Below are 16,458 nucleotides of genomic sequence, written 5' to 3'. Positions count from 1 at the left end.
TCCCGCAAGGGTGGGGGATCGACATCCGGACCTTGTTCGCAGGGCTGAAGGCCTGAATGAAATTCATGCTTATTTGTTCTGTTGCGGAATCTGGGCTTAAAGAATTCAATTTAAGGCACAAACTTTCGACTTTCGTAACCGTAAAATGGTTCGGACGAGTTTTGGCATAAAATTTGTGGACTTATCACAGATATTACTAACTTTGCACAGACGAAGCATGAGAAGTATGAAGAATAATTATTCAAAAAAAGTAATCGACGTGATTGAATACAGTCGCGAAGAGGCTGCTCGTTTACAGAACAGCTACATCGGCCCGGAGCATTTGATGCTGGGCCTGCTGCGCGAAGGCAACGGCAACGCCGTAAGCATTCTTCAGGAGATGAATGTGGACTTGACACAGATCAAAAAAGAGATCGAACACGAAATACGAAATACGTATGAAACGGGCGCAATGCCGCTCAACGATATTACCATCAGCAAAAGTACCGAACGTGTACTGCGCATGAGCATGCTCGAAGCCCGGATATTTAAAAGCGAACGTACACGAACCGAACACCTGCTGCTGGCGCTACTGAAAGAGGAGTTTAACACGGCAGCCCGGATTCTGGGGCGGACGGGGATCGATTATCGCGCCGTTTACGGTCGCGTGAGCGGTGACTCCGAAATCGATATTGCGGAAATCGAAGAGATACGTGACGGGTTTACGGACGATGATGAGGAAGAAGAGGAATCCTTCTCTTCGCCTTCTTCGGGGCAGTCGGCACCGGGAGGGGCGGCGCGCGGCGCGGCCGGCACCTCGCAGAAAACATCGAACGACACACCGGTACTCGACAATTTCGGATCGGACATGACCCGGGCGGCTGCCGAAGGGAAGTTAGACCCGATCGTCGGACGCGAGAAAGAAATCGAACGGCTGGCACAGATTCTGAGCCGTAGGAAGAAGAACAACCCCGTGCTGATCGGCGAACCGGGTGTCGGGAAGTCGGCCATTGTCGAAGGATTGGCACAGCGCATCGTTCAGCGCAAAGTGTCACGCATCCTGTTCGATAAAAGGGTGATCAGCCTCGATATGGCTTCCATCGTGGCCGGGACGAAGTATCGCGGACAGTTCGAAGAACGCATCAAAGCGGTGCTGAACGAACTGACAAAAAATCCGAATATCATCTTGTTTATCGACGAGATTCATACGCTGGTCGGAGCCGGTTCGGCTTCGGGCTCGATGGATGCCGCCAATATGCTTAAGCCCGCGCTGGCACGGGGCGAACTGCAATGTATCGGCGCTACGACGCTCGATGAGTACCGGAAGAACATCGAGAAAGACGGTGCCTTGGAGCGTCGTTTCCAGAAGGTTCTGGTAGACCCGACGACTCCCGAAGAAACCTTGCAGATTCTCAAGAATATTAAGGAGCGGTACGAAGAGCATCATCACATGATCTATACGGATGCGGCGCTCGAAGCGTGTGTCAAACTGACAGAACGTTACATCAGCGACCGCAATTTCCCCGACAAGGCCATCGACGCGCTGGACGAGGCCGGATCGCGTGTGCATATCTCGACCATTGTCGTACCTCCGCATATCGAAGAGTTGGAAGCGAAAATCGAAGCGACCCGGAATGACAAACTGGCGGCCGTGAAGTCGCAGAATTTCGAACTGGCCGCGAGCCATCGCGATACCGAGCGGCAATACATCATCGAGTTGGAAGAGGCCAAAAAGAAATGGGAAGAAGAGATGGAGGAGCACCGTGAAACGGTCGATGCCGAGCAGGTTGCTGAGGTTGTAGCGATGATGTCGGGGGTACCCGTACAACGCATCGCGCAGACCGAGAACATGCGTCTTCGCGACATGGGAGCGCTGCTCAAGGAAAAAATCATCGGGCAAGATGAGGCGGTGGAAAAAATCGTCAAAGCCATTCAACGTAACCGCGTCGGACTGAAAGACCCGAACAAGCCCATCGGCACGTTTATGTTCTTAGGTCCTACGGGAGTCGGTAAAACGCATCTGGCCAAAAAACTGGCCGAGTTCCTGTTCGACACGCCCGACGCGCTGATTCGAATCGATATGAGCGAGTACCTCGAGAAGTTCGCCGTCTCGCGTCTGATCGGAGCGCCTCCGGGATACGTCGGTTATGAGGAAGGCGGGCAGCTCACCGAGAAGGTGCGTCGCAAACCTTATTCCGTAGTGTTGCTCGACGAGATCGAGAAAGCACACCCCGACGTGTTCAACCTGCTGCTTCAGGTGCTCGACGAGGGCCGGCTGACCGACAGTCTCGGACGCCGCATCGACTTCAAAAACACGATTCTGATCATGACCTCCAATATCGGGACGCGCCAGTTGAAAGACTTCGGGAGGGGGATCGGCTTCCATCCGCAGGGACAAGGTGCGATGGACAAAGATTATTCGCGCGGCGTGATTCGTAAAGCGTTGGAAAAGTCGTTCGCGCCGGAATTTCTGAACCGTATCGACGACATTGTCATGTTCGATCCGCTGGACAAAACCTCGATTCATAAGATTATCGACATCGAACTGAAAGAGGTCTACCGACGGATCGACGGGCTCGGTTACCGGCTGGAAATTACGGACGAAGCGAAGGAATACATCACCTCGAAAGGGTATGATGCTCAGTTCGGTGCGCGCCCGCTGAAACGCTCGATTCAGAAATATATCGAAGACGAAATGGCCGGTATCCTCTTGCAGGATGACGTGGCGCAAGGCGATACGATCGTGATCGGATATGATCAGGCGACGGACAAAATGACACACGAAATCAAAAAGGCGTGAGACGCGGTAAAGATTGTGTATAAGTAGACAGACAAAATGTCAGGCCTGTGGGGTCTGGCATTTTTTTTGTCCGAAAGAGGCATAGAGAAAACAATAAATAACGAAAAATAAACAATATGGCAAATCACGAAACCAAGGGAAATATCGGTGTTACAAGCGAAAACATCTTTCCCGTGATCAAGAAATTTTTGTACAGCGACCATGAGATTTTTCTCCGTGAGCTGGTGTCCAACGCGATCGACGCGACACAAAAACTGAAAACCTTATCGTCGGTCGGCGATTTCAAAGGCGAACTGGGCGACTTGTCGGTGCGCATCCGGGTCGAAGACGACAAACTGATTGTCTCCGATCGTGGAATCGGTATGACGGCCGAAGAGATAGACCGGTACATCAACCAAATCGCGTTTTCCGGCGCCGAAGAGTTCGTGCAGAAGTATCAGAACAACGCGGCTGCCATCATTGGACATTTCGGACTGGGATTCTATTCTTCGTTCATGGTGGCCAAGAAGGTAGAGATCGTTACCAAGTCGTATAAAGACGACGCTGTGGCGATGAAATGGAGCTGCGAAGGTTCGCCCGAATATCAGATGACGGAAACGACGAAAGACGATCGCGGTACAGACATTATCTTATACATCGACGACGAAAACAAGGAATTCCTCGAAAAGAGCAAGATCACCTCGCTGCTGAACAAATATTGCCGTTATCTGCCCGTCCCCATCGTCTTCGGGAAGAAGCAGGAGTGGAAAGACGGTCAATACGTCGATACGGACGAGGATCAGGTCGTCAACGAAACTCAGCCGGCATGGATACGCAAGCCGTCGGAGCTGAAAGATGAAGATTACCGGACGTTCTACCGCGAGCTTTATCCGATGAGCGACGAACCGCTCTTCTGGATTCACTTGAACGTGGATTATCCGTTCAACCTCACGGGTATTCTGTATTTCCCGCGCATCAAAAGCAATATCGACCTGCATCGCAACAAGATTCAGTTATATTGCAATCAGGTGTTTGTCACCGACTCGGTCGAAGGCATCGTACCCGAGTTCCTGACCCTGCTTCACGGCGTGCTCGACTCGCCCGACATCCCGCTCAACGTTTCGCGTTCGTACCTGCAAAGCGACCAGAACGTGAAGAAAATCTCGACGCATATCACCAAAAAAGTGGCAGACCGTCTCGAAGAAATCTTCAAAAACGACCGTCCGCAATACGAAGAGAAGTGGGACAGTCTCAAACTCTTTATTCAGTACGGCATGCTCAGCGACGAGAAATTCTACGAACGCGCCGCCAAGTTCGCGTTGCACAAAGACGTAGACGGTAAATATTATACGTACGACGAATACCGGCAGTTGATCAAGGAGAACCAGACCGATAAGGAAGGTTTCCTGACGTATCTCTACACCACGAATCCGAACGATCAGTACAGCTACATTCAGGCAGCCAAAGACAAAGGGTACAGTGTGCTGGTTATGGACGGACAGTTGGATGTGCACGCCATCAGCCAGCTGGAGCAGAAGCTCGAGAAGACGAGATTCGTGCGTGTCGACAGCGATACGATCGATCGTCTGATCCGTAAAACCGACGGCAACACGATTCACCTCGACGACAATCAGAAAGAGGCCCTGCAGGAAATCTTTACAAGCCAGTTGCCCAAGATCGACAAAGTTGATTTCACCGTTTCGTTCGAAGCCTTAGGCGAGACCGCCAACCCGGTGATGCTTACGCAAAGCGAATACATGCGACGGATGCGCGAAATGTCCGCCATGCAGCCCGGTATGTCGTTCTACGGAGAGATGCCCGACAGTTACAACCTCGTGCTCAACAGCGATCACGCCCTGATCAAGTCCGTACTGGCCGACGAAGAAAAGGCTTGCACCGACAAGTTGCAGCCTGTTCTGAACGATATCAAGGGATGGGAAGCTCGCCAAAGCGACTTGCGTGAAGCACAGAACAAAAAGAAAGAGGACGAAATCACGGCTACCGAAAAAGAAGACTTGGAGAATACGAACCGGAAACTGACCGAACTGCGCGGACAACGTAATGCCATTCTGGCCGAATATGCCGCCGGTAATCCGATCATCGGCCAACTGATCGACCTGGCCCTGCTCGGCAACGGATTGCTCAAAGGCGAAGCGTTGAGTCGCTTCATTCGCCGGAGCGTCGATTTGATTCGGTAATCTCGTAGAAGTGAGATGTTCGACAGATAAAAAAAGGGGGCAAAACCAAACAGGGGAGCCCCCTTCTTTATTATTGATCAAATTTCGGACGATCCGGTATTAGGCTACCGGACGAACCGGTATCAGGCTACCTCATAAGCACGTATGAGCAGGTCTAATAAACGCTTATTAAGGCGTCTAATAAGCACGTATGAGCCGGTCTAATAAACGCTTATTAGGGCGTCTAATAAGGTCGTATGATCCGGCCTAATAAAAACACGTGTGAGCACACTTATGCTGCGATTAAAAAATTATCGTGTACATTTGCGTCGTCGGATAAGAAGAAAACGTATGGAAAAAAACGATCTGAAAATAGTGTTTATGGGTACGCCCGAGTTTGCTGTGGCGAGCCTGCGCGCCCTTGTCGAGGGGGGCTATCGCGTTGTGGGAGTTGTCACCATGCCCGATAAACCGATGGGACGCCATGGCAGTGTGCTTCAGGCTTCGGCCGTCAAGCAATATGCCCTTTCGCAGGGGCTTCCCGTCTTGCAGCCCGAAAACCTCAAAGACGAACGTTTTGTCCGTGAGTTACATGCGCTGCAAGCCGACTTGCAGATTGTCGTTGCCTTCCGGATGTTGCCCGAGATCGTTTGGGCGATGCCGCCTTGGGGCACTTTCAACCTGCATGCCTCACTCTTGCCGCAATATCGCGGAGCGGCCCCCATCAACTGGGCGATTATCAACGGCGAGAAAGAAACGGGTGTGACGACTTTCTTCCTGAAGCACGAGATCGATACCGGACACATCATCCGTCGCCGCCGACTGCCCGTGGCCGAAACCGACGATGCCGGACGCGTACATGATGCGCTCATGGACGCCGGAGCACAATTAGTGATTGAAACGGTCGATCTGCTGATCGAAGCCGATGGTACGATCGAAACCCTGCCGCAGGAAACGCTTTGCACAGACCAAGAGGAACTGCGCCCCGCACCGAAGATTTTTAAAGAGACATGTCGTATCGATTGGCAGCAGTCTGTGGACAAGGTATATGACTTCGTTCGCGGTCTCTCGCCCTATCCCGCGGCATGGACCGAGCTTGTCTTGCCTGACGGCCATCGCCCGGCGCTGAAAATATTTGCGACCGAAAAGGGGATGGAAAACCATTCGCTCGCGGCCGGCACCATCCGTACCGACGGTAAAAAATACCTCGATATTGCCGCCCAAGACGGGTTCATCCGCGTCAAAGAAGTACAGTTGGCCGGCAAAAAACGGATGGCGGTCAGTGATTTTCTGAACGGAGTCTCACTTTCGGACGCGAGAGTGGAATAATCCTGCCGGTCGCTCCGTCGTTGTTTCGTTCAACCCCTTCAATACAAAAGATGATGATGGTATTAGAGATTGTGTTAATTGTCCTCGGAGCCGTTTGCCTGTTGGGAGGACTGATCGGGAGCCTGCTCCCCGTGTTGCCCGGACCGCCGCTCTCGTACGGAGGATTGCTTTTGCTGCACTTCACCGAACGCGTAGAATTCACCACCACGCAACTCCTCGTCTGGTTCATGCTCGTGTTACTGACCATCGCTTTCGACTATTTGATGCCGATCTGGGGCGTGAAAAAATGGAACGGAAGTCAATGGGGCAATTGGGGATGCGTCGTCGGTACGTTAGTCGGTGTGTTCTTCTTCCCTCCGTGGGGCATTCTGGTCGGCCCTTTCGTCGGGGCCGTAGCCGGTGAACTGTTGTTGGGACGACGCCATATCAGAGAAGCCGTAAAATCCGGACTCGGCGCATTCGTCGGCTTTCTGCTCGGCACGATATGCAAAATCGGTGTCTGCGGATGGTTTATCTATTGCTTCATCGCCGCATTAATGTGATTTTTTCGCGTAGCTCATCCGCGTGTGATATCGCCTGCAAAAAAGAGAAACAAATCTTTTTTTTTCCAAAAATCAAATGCGCCCCTTTTTATTTTTCCGGCGATGACCATGCTATGTCATTTATTCGTTGTACTTTTACAGCCAATAGTAATTGCCTGAACCTGTCGCACTACGTAGCGATAACCGTTCATCCCGTTGCTGCTTGCTTGAAAAAAATAAAAACAATATATAATGACAAACAAATGGAGTATTCGACCCCATACAGACGAAGAATTACGCAAACGCGACGAGTTAGCTGCCGAGCTGGGACTTAGTCCCGTCTTCTGCCTCTTGCTCGTGCAACGTGGCATCACCTCCGCCCGCGAAGCGCGAAAATTCTTCAAACCGAACCTGAACGATTTGCATGACCCGTTTCTCATGCCAGACATGTTCAAAGCCGTGAAACGGCTTAACAAAGCGTTAGGGAACAAAGAGAAGATTCTGATTTATGGGGATTATGATGTAGACGGCACGACCGCTGTATCGCTCGTCTACAAGTTTCTGAGGCCCTACTCGTCGACGCTGGATTTCTATATCCCCGATCGGTACGACGAGGGCTACGGCGTTTCATACAAAAGCATCGACTATGCCGTCGAAAACGGCATTTCGCTTATTATCACGCTCGATTGCGGCATCAAAGCCATCGATAAGGTAGCCTACGCCAACGAGCGCGGCGTCGATTTCATCATTTGCGATCATCACATGCCCGACGACGAGCTGCCTGCCGCCGTAGCCGTGCTCGACGCCAAACGTACCGACTCGCAGTACCCCTACGAACATCTCTCGGGGTGCGGCGTCGGATTCAAATTCATGCAGGCCTTTGCGCAAAGCAACGATATTCCTTTCGCCCAACTCGAAAGTCTACTCGAACTGACGGCCGTCAGTATCGCGTCCGATATCGTACCCATCACGGGCGAAAACCGTATCCTCGCTTACTACGGCTTGCGCCAGCTCAACAACAATCCGAGCTTCGGAATGAGAGGCATTATCAATGTCTGCGGACTGTCCGGCAAGGAGATAACCATCAGCGACATCGTCTTTAAGATCGGGCCCCGCATCAATGCTTCGGGACGGATGATGAACGGACGCGAGGCCGTCGAACTGCTACTCTCGAAAGATATAAACGAAGCGAACGAACGAAGCGAAAGCATCGACCAGTATAACGACGACCGGCGCGAACTCGACAAGAAGATTACCGACGAAGCCAATGCCATCATCGAAGAGATTCAGGACATCGAAGCTCAGAAAGGTATCGTAGTGTATAATCCCGACTGGCATAAGGGGGTGATCGGAATCGTCGCCTCGCGTCTGACGGAGAAGTATTATCGTCCGTCGGTCGTGTTGACGAAATCGTCGGAACTGATTACCGGCTCCGCACGCTCCATCGCCGGATTCGACATCTATAAAGCCATCGAAGGATGCCGCGACCTGTTGGAGAGCTTCGGAGGGCATACGTATGCCGCGGGACTTTCGTTGCGCGAAGAAAATCTGGAAGCGTTTACGAACCGGTTCATGAAACTGGCGGCCGAAGATATCGTGCCGGAGCAGATGACCCGGCAAATCGACATCGATGCCGTCATCGACCTGAAACATATCACGCCCCGTTTTATGAATGAGCTGAAGAAAATGAACCCTTTAGGGCCGGATAACGAAAAGCCTGTCTTCTGCTCCCTGCATGTGCAGGACTACGGAACGAGCCGCTGCGTCGGGAAGGAACTCGAACACCTGAAACTGGAAATCATCGACGGGAAAGGAGGAGGGCCGGTTCACGCCATCGCATTCGGGATGAGTACGCATGCCAACTATGTCAAGGCAATGAATCCGTTCGACTTGTGCTATACCATCGAGGAGAATACCTACAATGGGAATACGACCATCCAGTTAATGGTAAAAGACATTCGGCCTTCGGAGTTGTGATGGCTCATGGATCGCCACCATGAGATATTAAAGCAGTATTGGGGGTACACCTCGTTCCGCCCCTTACAGGAAGAGATCATCCATTCGGTCTGCGCCGGTAAGGATACGCTCGGACTCATGCCTACCGGAGGCGGTAAGTCGCTGACTTTTCAGGTGCCCGCACTCGGCATGGACGGACTGTGTTTAGTCGTCACTCCGCTGATTGCCCTGATGAAAGATCAGGTGGATAACCTCCGTCAGCGGGGAATCAAAGCGACCGCCGTCTATACCGGCATGACACGCGAAGAAATCGGTACGCATCTCGACAACTGTATCTTTGGAGGGTATAAGTTCCTGTACGTTTCGCCCGAGCGGTTAGCATCCGAAATGTTCAGGAGCAAACTGCGCGCCATGAACGTCTGCCTGCTGGCCGTAGACGAGAGTCATTGCATCTCGCAATGGGGGTACGATTTCCGGCCTTCTTATCTGAACATCGCTTCCGTGCGGGAGCTGTTCCCCGATGTTCCCGTGCTGGCGCTCACGGCTACGGCTACCCCCGAGGTAATCGATGATATTCAGGAGAAACTCTGTTTCCGCCAGAAGAATGTGTTCCGTAAGAGCTTCGTACGCAAAAACCTGTCGTATGTTGTCCGCTCGTGTGAAGACAAGCAGCAGACGCTGCTCTATATGCTCGATAAAGTGCCGGGATCGGCCATCGTCTATGTGCGTAACAGAAAACGTACGCAGGAGATGGCCGCGTTTCTTCAGCAGGAAGGTATATCGGCGCAGTTCTTTCATGCCGGACTGAAACGCGAGGTGAAGACCGAACGTCAGAATGCGTGGAAAAATAATCAGTGCCGCGTGATGGTTGCGACGAACGCTTTCGGAATGGGAATCGATAAGCCGGATGTTCGTCTGGTCGTGCATCTCGATATGCCGGGATCGCTCGAAGAATATTTTCAGGAAGCCGGACGTGCCGGACGCGATGAACAGCGCGCCTATGCGGTAGTGCTCTGCGATTCATCCGAAACCACCAAACTGAAGAAGCGCATCACCGACGAGTATCCCGACAAAGAAGTGATTGCGCGTGTTTACGAGTCGTTGGGATATTATTTTCAGATCGCTTCGGGGTTCGGACTCTTCACTACCCATGATTTTTCGATTCCCGAATTTTGTTCCGTCTATAAATTCTCTCTTACGCAGGCGCACCATGCCTTGAAAATTCTGGAGCTGGCCGGTTATATCGAGTACGTCGAAGAGCCGGATAACGCCTCGCGTATGATCTTCCTGATCACCCGCGAAGAGCTTTATCAGGCGTTACGGCAAGATGAACTTACCGACCGGATCGTTCGTACCATCCTCCGCACGTATAGCGGTCTTTTCGCAGACTATGTCTTTATCGACGAGCGATTCATCGCTACCCGTGCCCATACGACCGCGGAACACGTCTACCATTGCCTTGTCGCGCTCTCGAAAGCCGGTATCATCCGCTATGTTCCTCGAAAGAAGGTGCCGCAGATTACGTTTACGCGCACTCGCGAAGAGACGGCGTATCTGCATATCCCCGCCTTTGCCTACGAGGAACGTAAGAAACGCGATCGGGAACGTATCGACCGGGTGATCGCTTATCTGAACGAGAAGCATCATTGCCGCACCCGTTTGTTGCTCCACTATTTCGGGGAGAAAGATGCCGCCGATTGCCAAGTGTGCGATATCTGCCTGAAAAAAACGCAATCCGGACTGACACAGTGGGAATTCAATTTGCTCCGTCAGGCCTTGATCGAGATGCTGGACGAAAAGCCCAGAAGTGTCCTCGAACTGGCTCGTCTCTTGCCGTTGGAGCAGGAAAAAAACGTGCAGGCTTTACGCTTCCTGCTCGACTATGACGACCAATTTCGCCTGAAAGACGATTATATTTCGTTTGTTAAGGATGCTGACTGAGCTTCGTACAACGGATGAGTACTTTTTGATTGTCGGCAAGCGTCGTGGCAAAAAGATAGACTTCACCGCCGTCCGTGATCTTTGTTCGCTTACGCAATGCTTCGACCGACAACGGGAAATTACGCGCCGTCAGATTGGCTTGCGGAATGTCCCGTGCGATGGTCCGGCATATTTTTCCACTGAAAGGAATCACGTCTTCGATCCGGAAGCTACGCCCCGGAAAATCGATCACTTCCTTGTCCGATGTGTAAAGATGGCTGTTTACATGCAGTTTACGGACGCCCATACGCATAGCCGTTTGTTTGTAGGCGCCGGCTTTCAGAATCGATGCGTTCGGCTCGTACAGATAAGCTCCGGCCGATTCTGCCAGTAAGGCGGGAGTGGACTGTTCTTCGGTCGGGGTAAAACAGAAAGCCTGTTCCGAAGAATCTGCTTTGATATTGATACAATGTATACGAGGTGTTCTTGCCGTATTTCCCCGTCGCAGTACGAACAACAGTTCCTTGCATTCGTTCTTTACCGACACGACGTGCACATCGGTCGTTTGGGGCAGTAGTGCCAGCGTATGGCTCAAGTCGAGCATCGGTGAAAGTTTGGCCATCACTTTCGGAGCTTTGCGCAGCATCTCCGGCAGAAGTTGTACGATATCAGGTTCGCAATCGGACAGGGCGAACATTCTTCGGTTGCCCGTACCGCGCCGTGCCGGATCGATATAAAAGACGTCCGTTGCCGTAAGCTCCGACAAAACATGTGCGGCTTCCGCGTTATGCCCTTCGATATTCCTTGCGGAGAGGACGGAGAAATTACGTATCGCCGCGTCGAAACAGGCCTTGTCACGCTCTACATAACATACCTGTTTCACCTGCTTGGCGAAGAAATAACTGTCTACGCCCAAGCCTCCCGTCAGATCGCAAAGATGCTGTTCCCCTTCGAGCAGCCGAAGTTTGTATTGTGCCGTCAGTTCCGACGAACATTGCTCCGCGGCCAATTTAGAAGAAAAAATCAACGCGTCACAGGCATGCCAGCTCGGCAATTTGTCTTTCAGGACGCGTCGCGCTTCCATCTGCATGACGGCAAAGGGCACATCGATCGAAGGGTATTGGGCGGCCGAGAGCAATAATCGTTGCACATCGTCTGCCGCATGTTCGCGAATAAATCTTCGCATCGTTTCTGTCAGTTTCACAAGTGCAAAAATAAACAAAAAACACCTTTTATTCGTCATAGTGCATTGAGATTTGCTGAATTGTCGTTTATCTTTGCGACGAAATAAATAGAAGATAAACATTAAAAAATTACAGGTATGAATAAAGTGAAATATCTCATGATCCTTCCGCTGATGCTTTTGGCATTTCATGCTACGGCACGTTCGAGCGATGCCGCGGCAGCGGGCGAAGTGATTGTATTGAATAAAGCCGACTTTCTGGCTAAGGTGTTTAATTACGAACAGAACACGTCGGAATGGAAGTATGAAGGGGACAAGCCGTGTATCATCGACTTTTATGCCGATTGGTGCGGACCGTGCAGACGGGTTGCGCCGATATTGAAGGAACTGGCTGCTGAATATAAAGACGACATCGTGATTTACAAAGTCGATGTAGTCAAGGAGCAGGAGTTGGCATCGGCCTTCGGGATCAGTAGTCTGCCGACACTGTTGTTCGTCCCGATGCAGGGTAAACCACAAGCCAGTATGGGATTGCAGCCGAAAGAAACGCTCGCGAAGTATATCGATGAGTTTCTTTTGGAGAAGAAGTGAATTAACTAACCCCGAGCGGGTGCTGGATCATTGTTAATGGCTAATTGTTATGTATCAGTCTTTCGATTGTTTAGATGTTCGTTACTCTACGGGCGTTTGTTGGCTGAATGCTGAAAAGACCGACGGCTATAACCATTAACAACGAACCGTTGACAATCGATTACATGCCGCCAATCAACGCCGGGGGAATCGATGTCATACCGAAGCAAGACTTTCCGTTCAGCGAAGGTCTATCGAAAAAAAAGAGGGTGTACCGTTTTAGGCACACCCTCCTCATTACAAAATAGACTAAGAGTAATGTCGCATGTTATTTGGCGATTTTATTAACCACAGCCTTGAAAGCTTCGGGATGATTCACGGCCAAATCGGCCAGCACCTTACGGTTGATTTCGATCCCTGCTTCGCGCAATCCCCCCATCAGGCGAGAATACGACAAACCTTCCAGACGTGCGGCAGCGTTGATACGCTGTATCCACAATGCGCGGAAATTACGTTTCTTGTTACGACGGTCGCGGAAAGCATAGGTTAACCCTTTCTCCCACGTATTTTTAGCAACTGTCCATACGTTTTTACGAGCTCCATAATACCCTCTCGTAAGTTTCAGAATCCGTTTTCTTTTTGCTCTTGAAGCAACATGATTTACTGATCTTGGCATAATTTTGAATTTTTGAATGTCAGCGCCACCTTTTCAGATGATCTTGAGAGCTAAACATTCGGTTAATAAAATAATGAATAATCTCTTGCTCCTGATTTATTTCATGCAAAGCATTTCCTTCACACTACGTACATTCGCGCTGTCTACCAAACCGGTCGCGGTCAGGTTTCGTTTTTGCTTTTTCGTCTTCTTCGTCAGAATATGACTCTTAAAAGCATGTTTTCTTTTGATTTTACCTGTTCCGGTAAGGGCGAACCTCTTTTTGGCACCGGAATTAGTCTTCATCTTTGGCATAACTCTTTTTTTAAATTGCTAAGTTGTTAATATAAATATATAAATACAAGTTTATCTTACTTCATTCGAACAAACTATTCTTTCGAGCCTGTTTCGGCTGTTTCGACAGGTTTTGACGGAGGAGGAGTTCCTGCCGCCTTGGCCGGGGTTTGCTTGCCAGAGCTACTGCTCTTCTTCGGGCTAAGCATGATGGTCATACGCTTTCCTTCCAACACCGGCATCTGTTCTAATTTTCCGTATTCCTCCAAATCGTTGGCAAACCGTAATAAAAGCACTTCGCCCTGTTCTTTAAAGAGAATGGAACGTCCCTTGAAAAACACATACGCTTTCACTTTGGCTCCTTCTCCCAAAAACTCTTTGGCATGACGCAACTTGAAATTGTAATCGTGGTCGTCTGTTTGCGGCCCAAACCGAATCTCTTTCACGACGACTCTCACCGATTTTGCCTTTTGTTCTTTCTGTCGCTTTTTCTGTTGATAGAGAAACTTCTGATAATCGGCGATTCTACACACCGGAGGATCAGCGTTCGGTGAAATCTCTACTAAATCCATCTCTTGGGCTTCGGCGATCTGTAAAGCCTTCTCGATAGGATATACTCCTTGAGTTACGTTATCACCGACTAAGCGAACTTCGGGCACCCGAATACGTTCATTAATTCGGTATTGCTCCTTCAGTTTGTCGTTTTTCATTTTCTTTTGTTTGTCCAAATAATAAAAATCCTCCTTTTCTATCGTATCAATTTCTTTGTTCTTTCTCCCACCGATTCATCATATCGTTTACTTCGGCAGTAATTTGCGCGGCAAAGGTAGCAATTTTCATCGTACCCTGATCGCCTTCTCCTTGTTTTCTTATCGATATTTCGTTATTTTCCTGTTCTTTCTCACCCACAATCAGCATGTATGGGATTCGTTTCAGCTCATTGTCGCGAATTTTCCGACCGATTTTTTCGTTACGATCGTCCACGAGCACACGGATATCGTGTTGTTCCAATTCTCCGGCTACCTGATGCGCATAATCGTTAAAGCGCTCACCGATAGGCAGCACAACCACCTGATCGGGCGTCAGCCACAACGGGAATTTACCTCCCGTATGCTCAATCAAGACAGCCACGAAACGTTCGATCGACCCGAAAGGAGCACGGTGAATCATAACGGGACGGTGCTTCTGATTGTCGTCGCCCGTATATTCCAGTTCGAAACGCTCGGGCAAGTTATAATCGACCTGTATGGTACCTAACTGCCAGCGGCGACCGATGGCATCTTTTACCATAAAGTCGAGCTTGGGACCATAGAAAGCCGCCTCTCCCAATTCCACCTTCGCCGGCAAGCCTTTTTCTTCGCAAGCCTCGATAATGGCCCGTTCGGCTTTTTCCCAGTTCTCGTCCGAACCGATATATTTCTCTCTATTCTCCGGATCGCGCAACGAAATCTGCGCTTCGAAGTTCTCGAAATTGAGCGCTTTGAAAATAATAAAGATGATATCCATTACTTTCAAAAACTCGTCCTTCAATTGATCCGGGCGACAGAAGATGTGCGCATCGTCCTGCGTAAACCCGCGCACCCTCGTCAGACCGTGCAATTCACCGCTTTGTTCGTAACGATAAACCGTACCGAATTCGGCGAGACGCAAGGGCAAGTCTTTGTAAGAATGCGGCGTGATTTTATATATCTCGCAATGATGCGGACAATTCATCGGTTTCAGCAAAAATTCTTCGCCTTCCTGCGGCGTATGAATGGGCTGAAACGAGTCTTTGCCGTATTTCGCATAATGTCCCGAAGTTACATATAATAATTTGCCTCCGATATGCGGGGTCATGACCTGCTGATATCCATACTTCTTCTGGATACGCTTCAAGAAATCTTCGAGCCTGAGGCGTAACTGCGTACCGCGTGGCAACCACAACGGCAAGCCCGAACCAACAGCAGACGAGAAAGCAAACAATTCCAACTCACGCCCTATTTTACGATGGTCACGCTTCTTCGCCTCTTCCATCATCGTGAGATATTCGTCGAGCATCTTTTTCTTGGGGAACGTGATGCCGTAAAGACGTACGAGTTGCTTCCGCTTTTCGTCGCCACGCCAATACGCGCCGGCGACACTCGTTATTTTGACAGCCTTGATATACGACGTGTCAGGCAGATGCGGACCACGACATAAGTCGGTAAACGAACCTTGTGTATAAGTCGAAATCTGTCCGTCTTCCAACTCGCTGATAAGCTCCGTCTTGTAGACTTCTCCCCGATCGCCGAACATTTTCATCGCGTCGGCCTTGGAGATGCTTGCCCGCTGAATTGTTTCTCCTTTACCGGCCAACTCCATCATTTTAGCTTCGATCTTCGCAAAATCGCTATCGGTGATGACATCCTCTCCCAAATCGACATCGTAATAAAATCCGTTTTCGATGGCCGGCCCGATACCAAACTTAACGTTCGGATAGAGTTGCTGTAGAGCCTCGGCCATCAGGTGGGCGCTCGAATGCCAGTAAGCGTGCTTACCGTCTTCATCATCCCATTTCAAAAGCTGTATCGCGGTATCGTGTGTAAGCGGACGCGTTAAGTCCCACACTTCTCCGTTTACTTTGGCCGCCAGCACTTCCTGGGCCAAACGAGGGCTGATATTTTTTGCAATCTCCATCGGAGTCGTACCTTCTGCAAATTCCTTTACAGACTGATCCGGAAATGTAATTTTTATCATTGTTTTTTACTGAAAATCTGAAATTAGGGGACAAAGGTAACTATTTTTTGCAGAATCTTGAATTTCCCACCTTTATTTTATCCCAAATTACACGATACACAATTCGAGGTTTACTATTATTTAATCGTCAATTGTTAATTGTTAATTGTCATACCGGGTACATGATTCGGCGTGTACCATGCATAACCATTGACAATTGGAATATGTCAGGCTTACAGCCCTCCGACGAGATGCGATCCCTTTTCCCCAACGCTTCGCATTGGGCTGAATTAATACGCCCTTGCAGGGCTCTTACAGCAATCAGCCTTCAGCGTTCAGTCCTTCGGATGTTTAGGTGTTTAGGTGTTTGTTGTTTAACATTCAACTCAACAAATAAACAT

The 16,458-nt window shown here is 50.1% G+C and carries 12 protein-coding genes; 7 read left to right on the top strand and 5 right to left on the bottom strand.

What is annotated here, in order from left to right:
* Positions 1-226 precede the first annotated feature (226 nt).
* The 6 genes from EII41_RS11490 to EII41_RS11465 all read left to right on the top strand — a co-directional run bounded on the left by EII41_RS11490 (position 227) and on the right by EII41_RS11465 (position 10,682).
* Complete coding sequence (locus EII41_RS11490) at positions 227-2,779, top strand: ATP-dependent Clp protease ATP-binding subunit (RefSeq protein WP_124790697.1); 2,553 nt, start codon at positions 227-229, stop codon at positions 2,777-2,779.
* Positions 2,780-2,895: 116 nt separating this feature from the next.
* Positions 2,896-4,956 (top strand): molecular chaperone HtpG, encoded by a 2,061-nt coding sequence (gene htpG, locus EII41_RS11485; RefSeq protein WP_124790696.1) that lies wholly within the window; start codon positions 2,896-2,898, stop codon positions 4,954-4,956.
* A 330-nt stretch (positions 4,957-5,286) separates the two neighbouring features.
* The gene (fmt, locus tag EII41_RS11480; protein WP_124750605.1) at positions 5,287-6,264 is read left to right on the top strand and encodes a methionyl-tRNA formyltransferase; all 978 of its coding nucleotides are present in this window, start codon (positions 5,287-5,289) and stop codon (positions 6,262-6,264) included.
* A 53-nt stretch (positions 6,265-6,317) separates the two neighbouring features.
* Positions 6,318-6,806 (top strand): DUF456 domain-containing protein, encoded by a 489-nt coding sequence (locus tag EII41_RS11475; RefSeq protein WP_124750642.1) that lies wholly within the window; start codon positions 6,318-6,320, stop codon positions 6,804-6,806.
* Positions 6,807-7,037: 231 nt separating this feature from the next.
* Positions 7,038-8,762, top strand: a complete 1,725-nt coding sequence (gene recJ, locus EII41_RS11470; protein ID WP_124750604.1) for a single-stranded-DNA-specific exonuclease RecJ — start codon at positions 7,038-7,040, stop codon at positions 8,760-8,762.
* 6 nt (positions 8,763-8,768) lie between these two features.
* Positions 8,769-10,682 (top strand): ATP-dependent DNA helicase RecQ, encoded by a 1,914-nt coding sequence (locus EII41_RS11465; protein ID WP_124790695.1) that lies wholly within the window; start codon positions 8,769-8,771, stop codon positions 10,680-10,682.
* Here EII41_RS11465 and EII41_RS11460 read toward each other — a convergent pair.
* On the bottom strand, positions 10,666-11,865 hold the full coding sequence (locus EII41_RS11460; protein WP_124790698.1) for a THUMP-like domain-containing protein: 1,200 nt from the start codon (positions 11,863-11,865) through the stop codon (positions 10,666-10,668). The two genes, EII41_RS11465 and EII41_RS11460, sit on opposite strands and share 17 nt — an antisense overlap.
* A gap of 117 nt (positions 11,866-11,982) precedes the next feature.
* On the opposite strand from EII41_RS11460, the gene trxA reads away from it, so the two are divergent.
* Positions 11,983-12,435 carry a thioredoxin gene (gene trxA, locus EII41_RS11455; RefSeq protein ID WP_124790694.1) on the top strand — a complete coding sequence of 151 codons (453 nt, stop codon included), beginning with the start codon at positions 11,983-11,985 and terminating at the stop codon, positions 12,433-12,435.
* Positions 12,436-12,742: 307 nt separating this feature from the next.
* Here trxA and rplT read toward each other — a convergent pair whose 3' ends face one another.
* The 4 genes from rplT to thrS all read right to left on the bottom strand — a co-directional run bounded on the left by rplT (position 12,743) and on the right by thrS (position 16,078).
* The gene (gene rplT, locus EII41_RS11450) at positions 12,743-13,090 is read right to left on the bottom strand and encodes a 50S ribosomal protein L20 (protein WP_124750601.1); all 348 of its coding nucleotides are present in this window, start codon (positions 13,088-13,090) and stop codon (positions 12,743-12,745) included.
* A gap of 96 nt (positions 13,091-13,186) precedes the next feature.
* Positions 13,187-13,384: a 50S ribosomal protein L35 gene (rpmI, locus tag EII41_RS11445; protein ID WP_014225682.1), complete on the bottom strand. Its 198-nt coding sequence runs from the start codon at positions 13,382-13,384 to the stop codon at positions 13,187-13,189.
* A 74-nt stretch (positions 13,385-13,458) separates the two neighbouring features.
* Entirely contained in the window at positions 13,459-14,073 is a 615-nt protein-coding gene (infC, locus tag EII41_RS11440) for a translation initiation factor IF-3 (RefSeq protein ID WP_124790693.1), read from the bottom strand.
* A 46-nt stretch (positions 14,074-14,119) separates the two neighbouring features.
* Positions 14,120-16,078, bottom strand: a complete 1,959-nt coding sequence (gene thrS / locus EII41_RS11435; protein ID WP_124790692.1) for a threonine--tRNA ligase — start codon at positions 16,076-16,078, stop codon at positions 14,120-14,122.
* Between the last annotated feature and the right edge of the window lie 380 nt (positions 16,079-16,458).

Source organism: Tannerella forsythia (assembly GCF_003860135.1).
GTDB classification, from domain to species: domain Bacteria; phylum Bacteroidota; class Bacteroidia; order Bacteroidales; family Tannerellaceae; genus Tannerella; species Tannerella forsythia_A.
This window is presented reverse-complemented; position numbering and strand designations above follow the sequence as displayed.

Excerpts from the sequence above, each read along its gene's own strand:
- fmt (WP_124750605.1), top strand. The coding sequence starts at position 5,287 with ATGGAAAAAAACGATCTGAAAATAGTGTTTATGGGTACGCCCGAGTTT.
- infC (WP_124790693.1), bottom strand. The coding sequence starts at position 14,073 with ATGAAAAACGACAAACTGAAGGAGCAATACCGAATTAATGAACGTATT.
- rplT (WP_124750601.1), bottom strand. The coding sequence starts at position 13,090 with ATGCCAAGATCAGTAAATCATGTTGCTTCAAGAGCAAAAAGAAAACGG.
- htpG (WP_124790696.1), top strand. The coding sequence starts at position 2,896 with ATGGCAAATCACGAAACCAAGGGAAATATCGGTGTTACAAGCGAAAAC.
- recJ (WP_124750604.1), top strand. The coding sequence starts at position 7,038 with ATGACAAACAAATGGAGTATTCGACCCCATACAGACGAAGAATTACGC.
- thrS (WP_124790692.1), bottom strand. The coding sequence starts at position 16,078 with ATGATAAAAATTACATTTCCGGATCAGTCTGTAAAGGAATTTGCAGAA.
- EII41_RS11475 (WP_124750642.1), top strand. The coding sequence starts at position 6,318 with ATGATGGTATTAGAGATTGTGTTAATTGTCCTCGGAGCCGTTTGCCTG.
- rpmI (WP_014225682.1), bottom strand. The coding sequence starts at position 13,384 with ATGCCAAAGATGAAGACTAATTCCGGTGCCAAAAAGAGGTTCGCCCTT.
- EII41_RS11465 (WP_124790695.1), top strand. The coding sequence starts at position 8,769 with ATGGATCGCCACCATGAGATATTAAAGCAGTATTGGGGGTACACCTCG.
- EII41_RS11490 (WP_124790697.1), top strand. The coding sequence starts at position 227 with ATGAAGAATAATTATTCAAAAAAAGTAATCGACGTGATTGAATACAGT.
- trxA (WP_124790694.1), top strand. The coding sequence starts at position 11,983 with ATGAATAAAGTGAAATATCTCATGATCCTTCCGCTGATGCTTTTGGCA.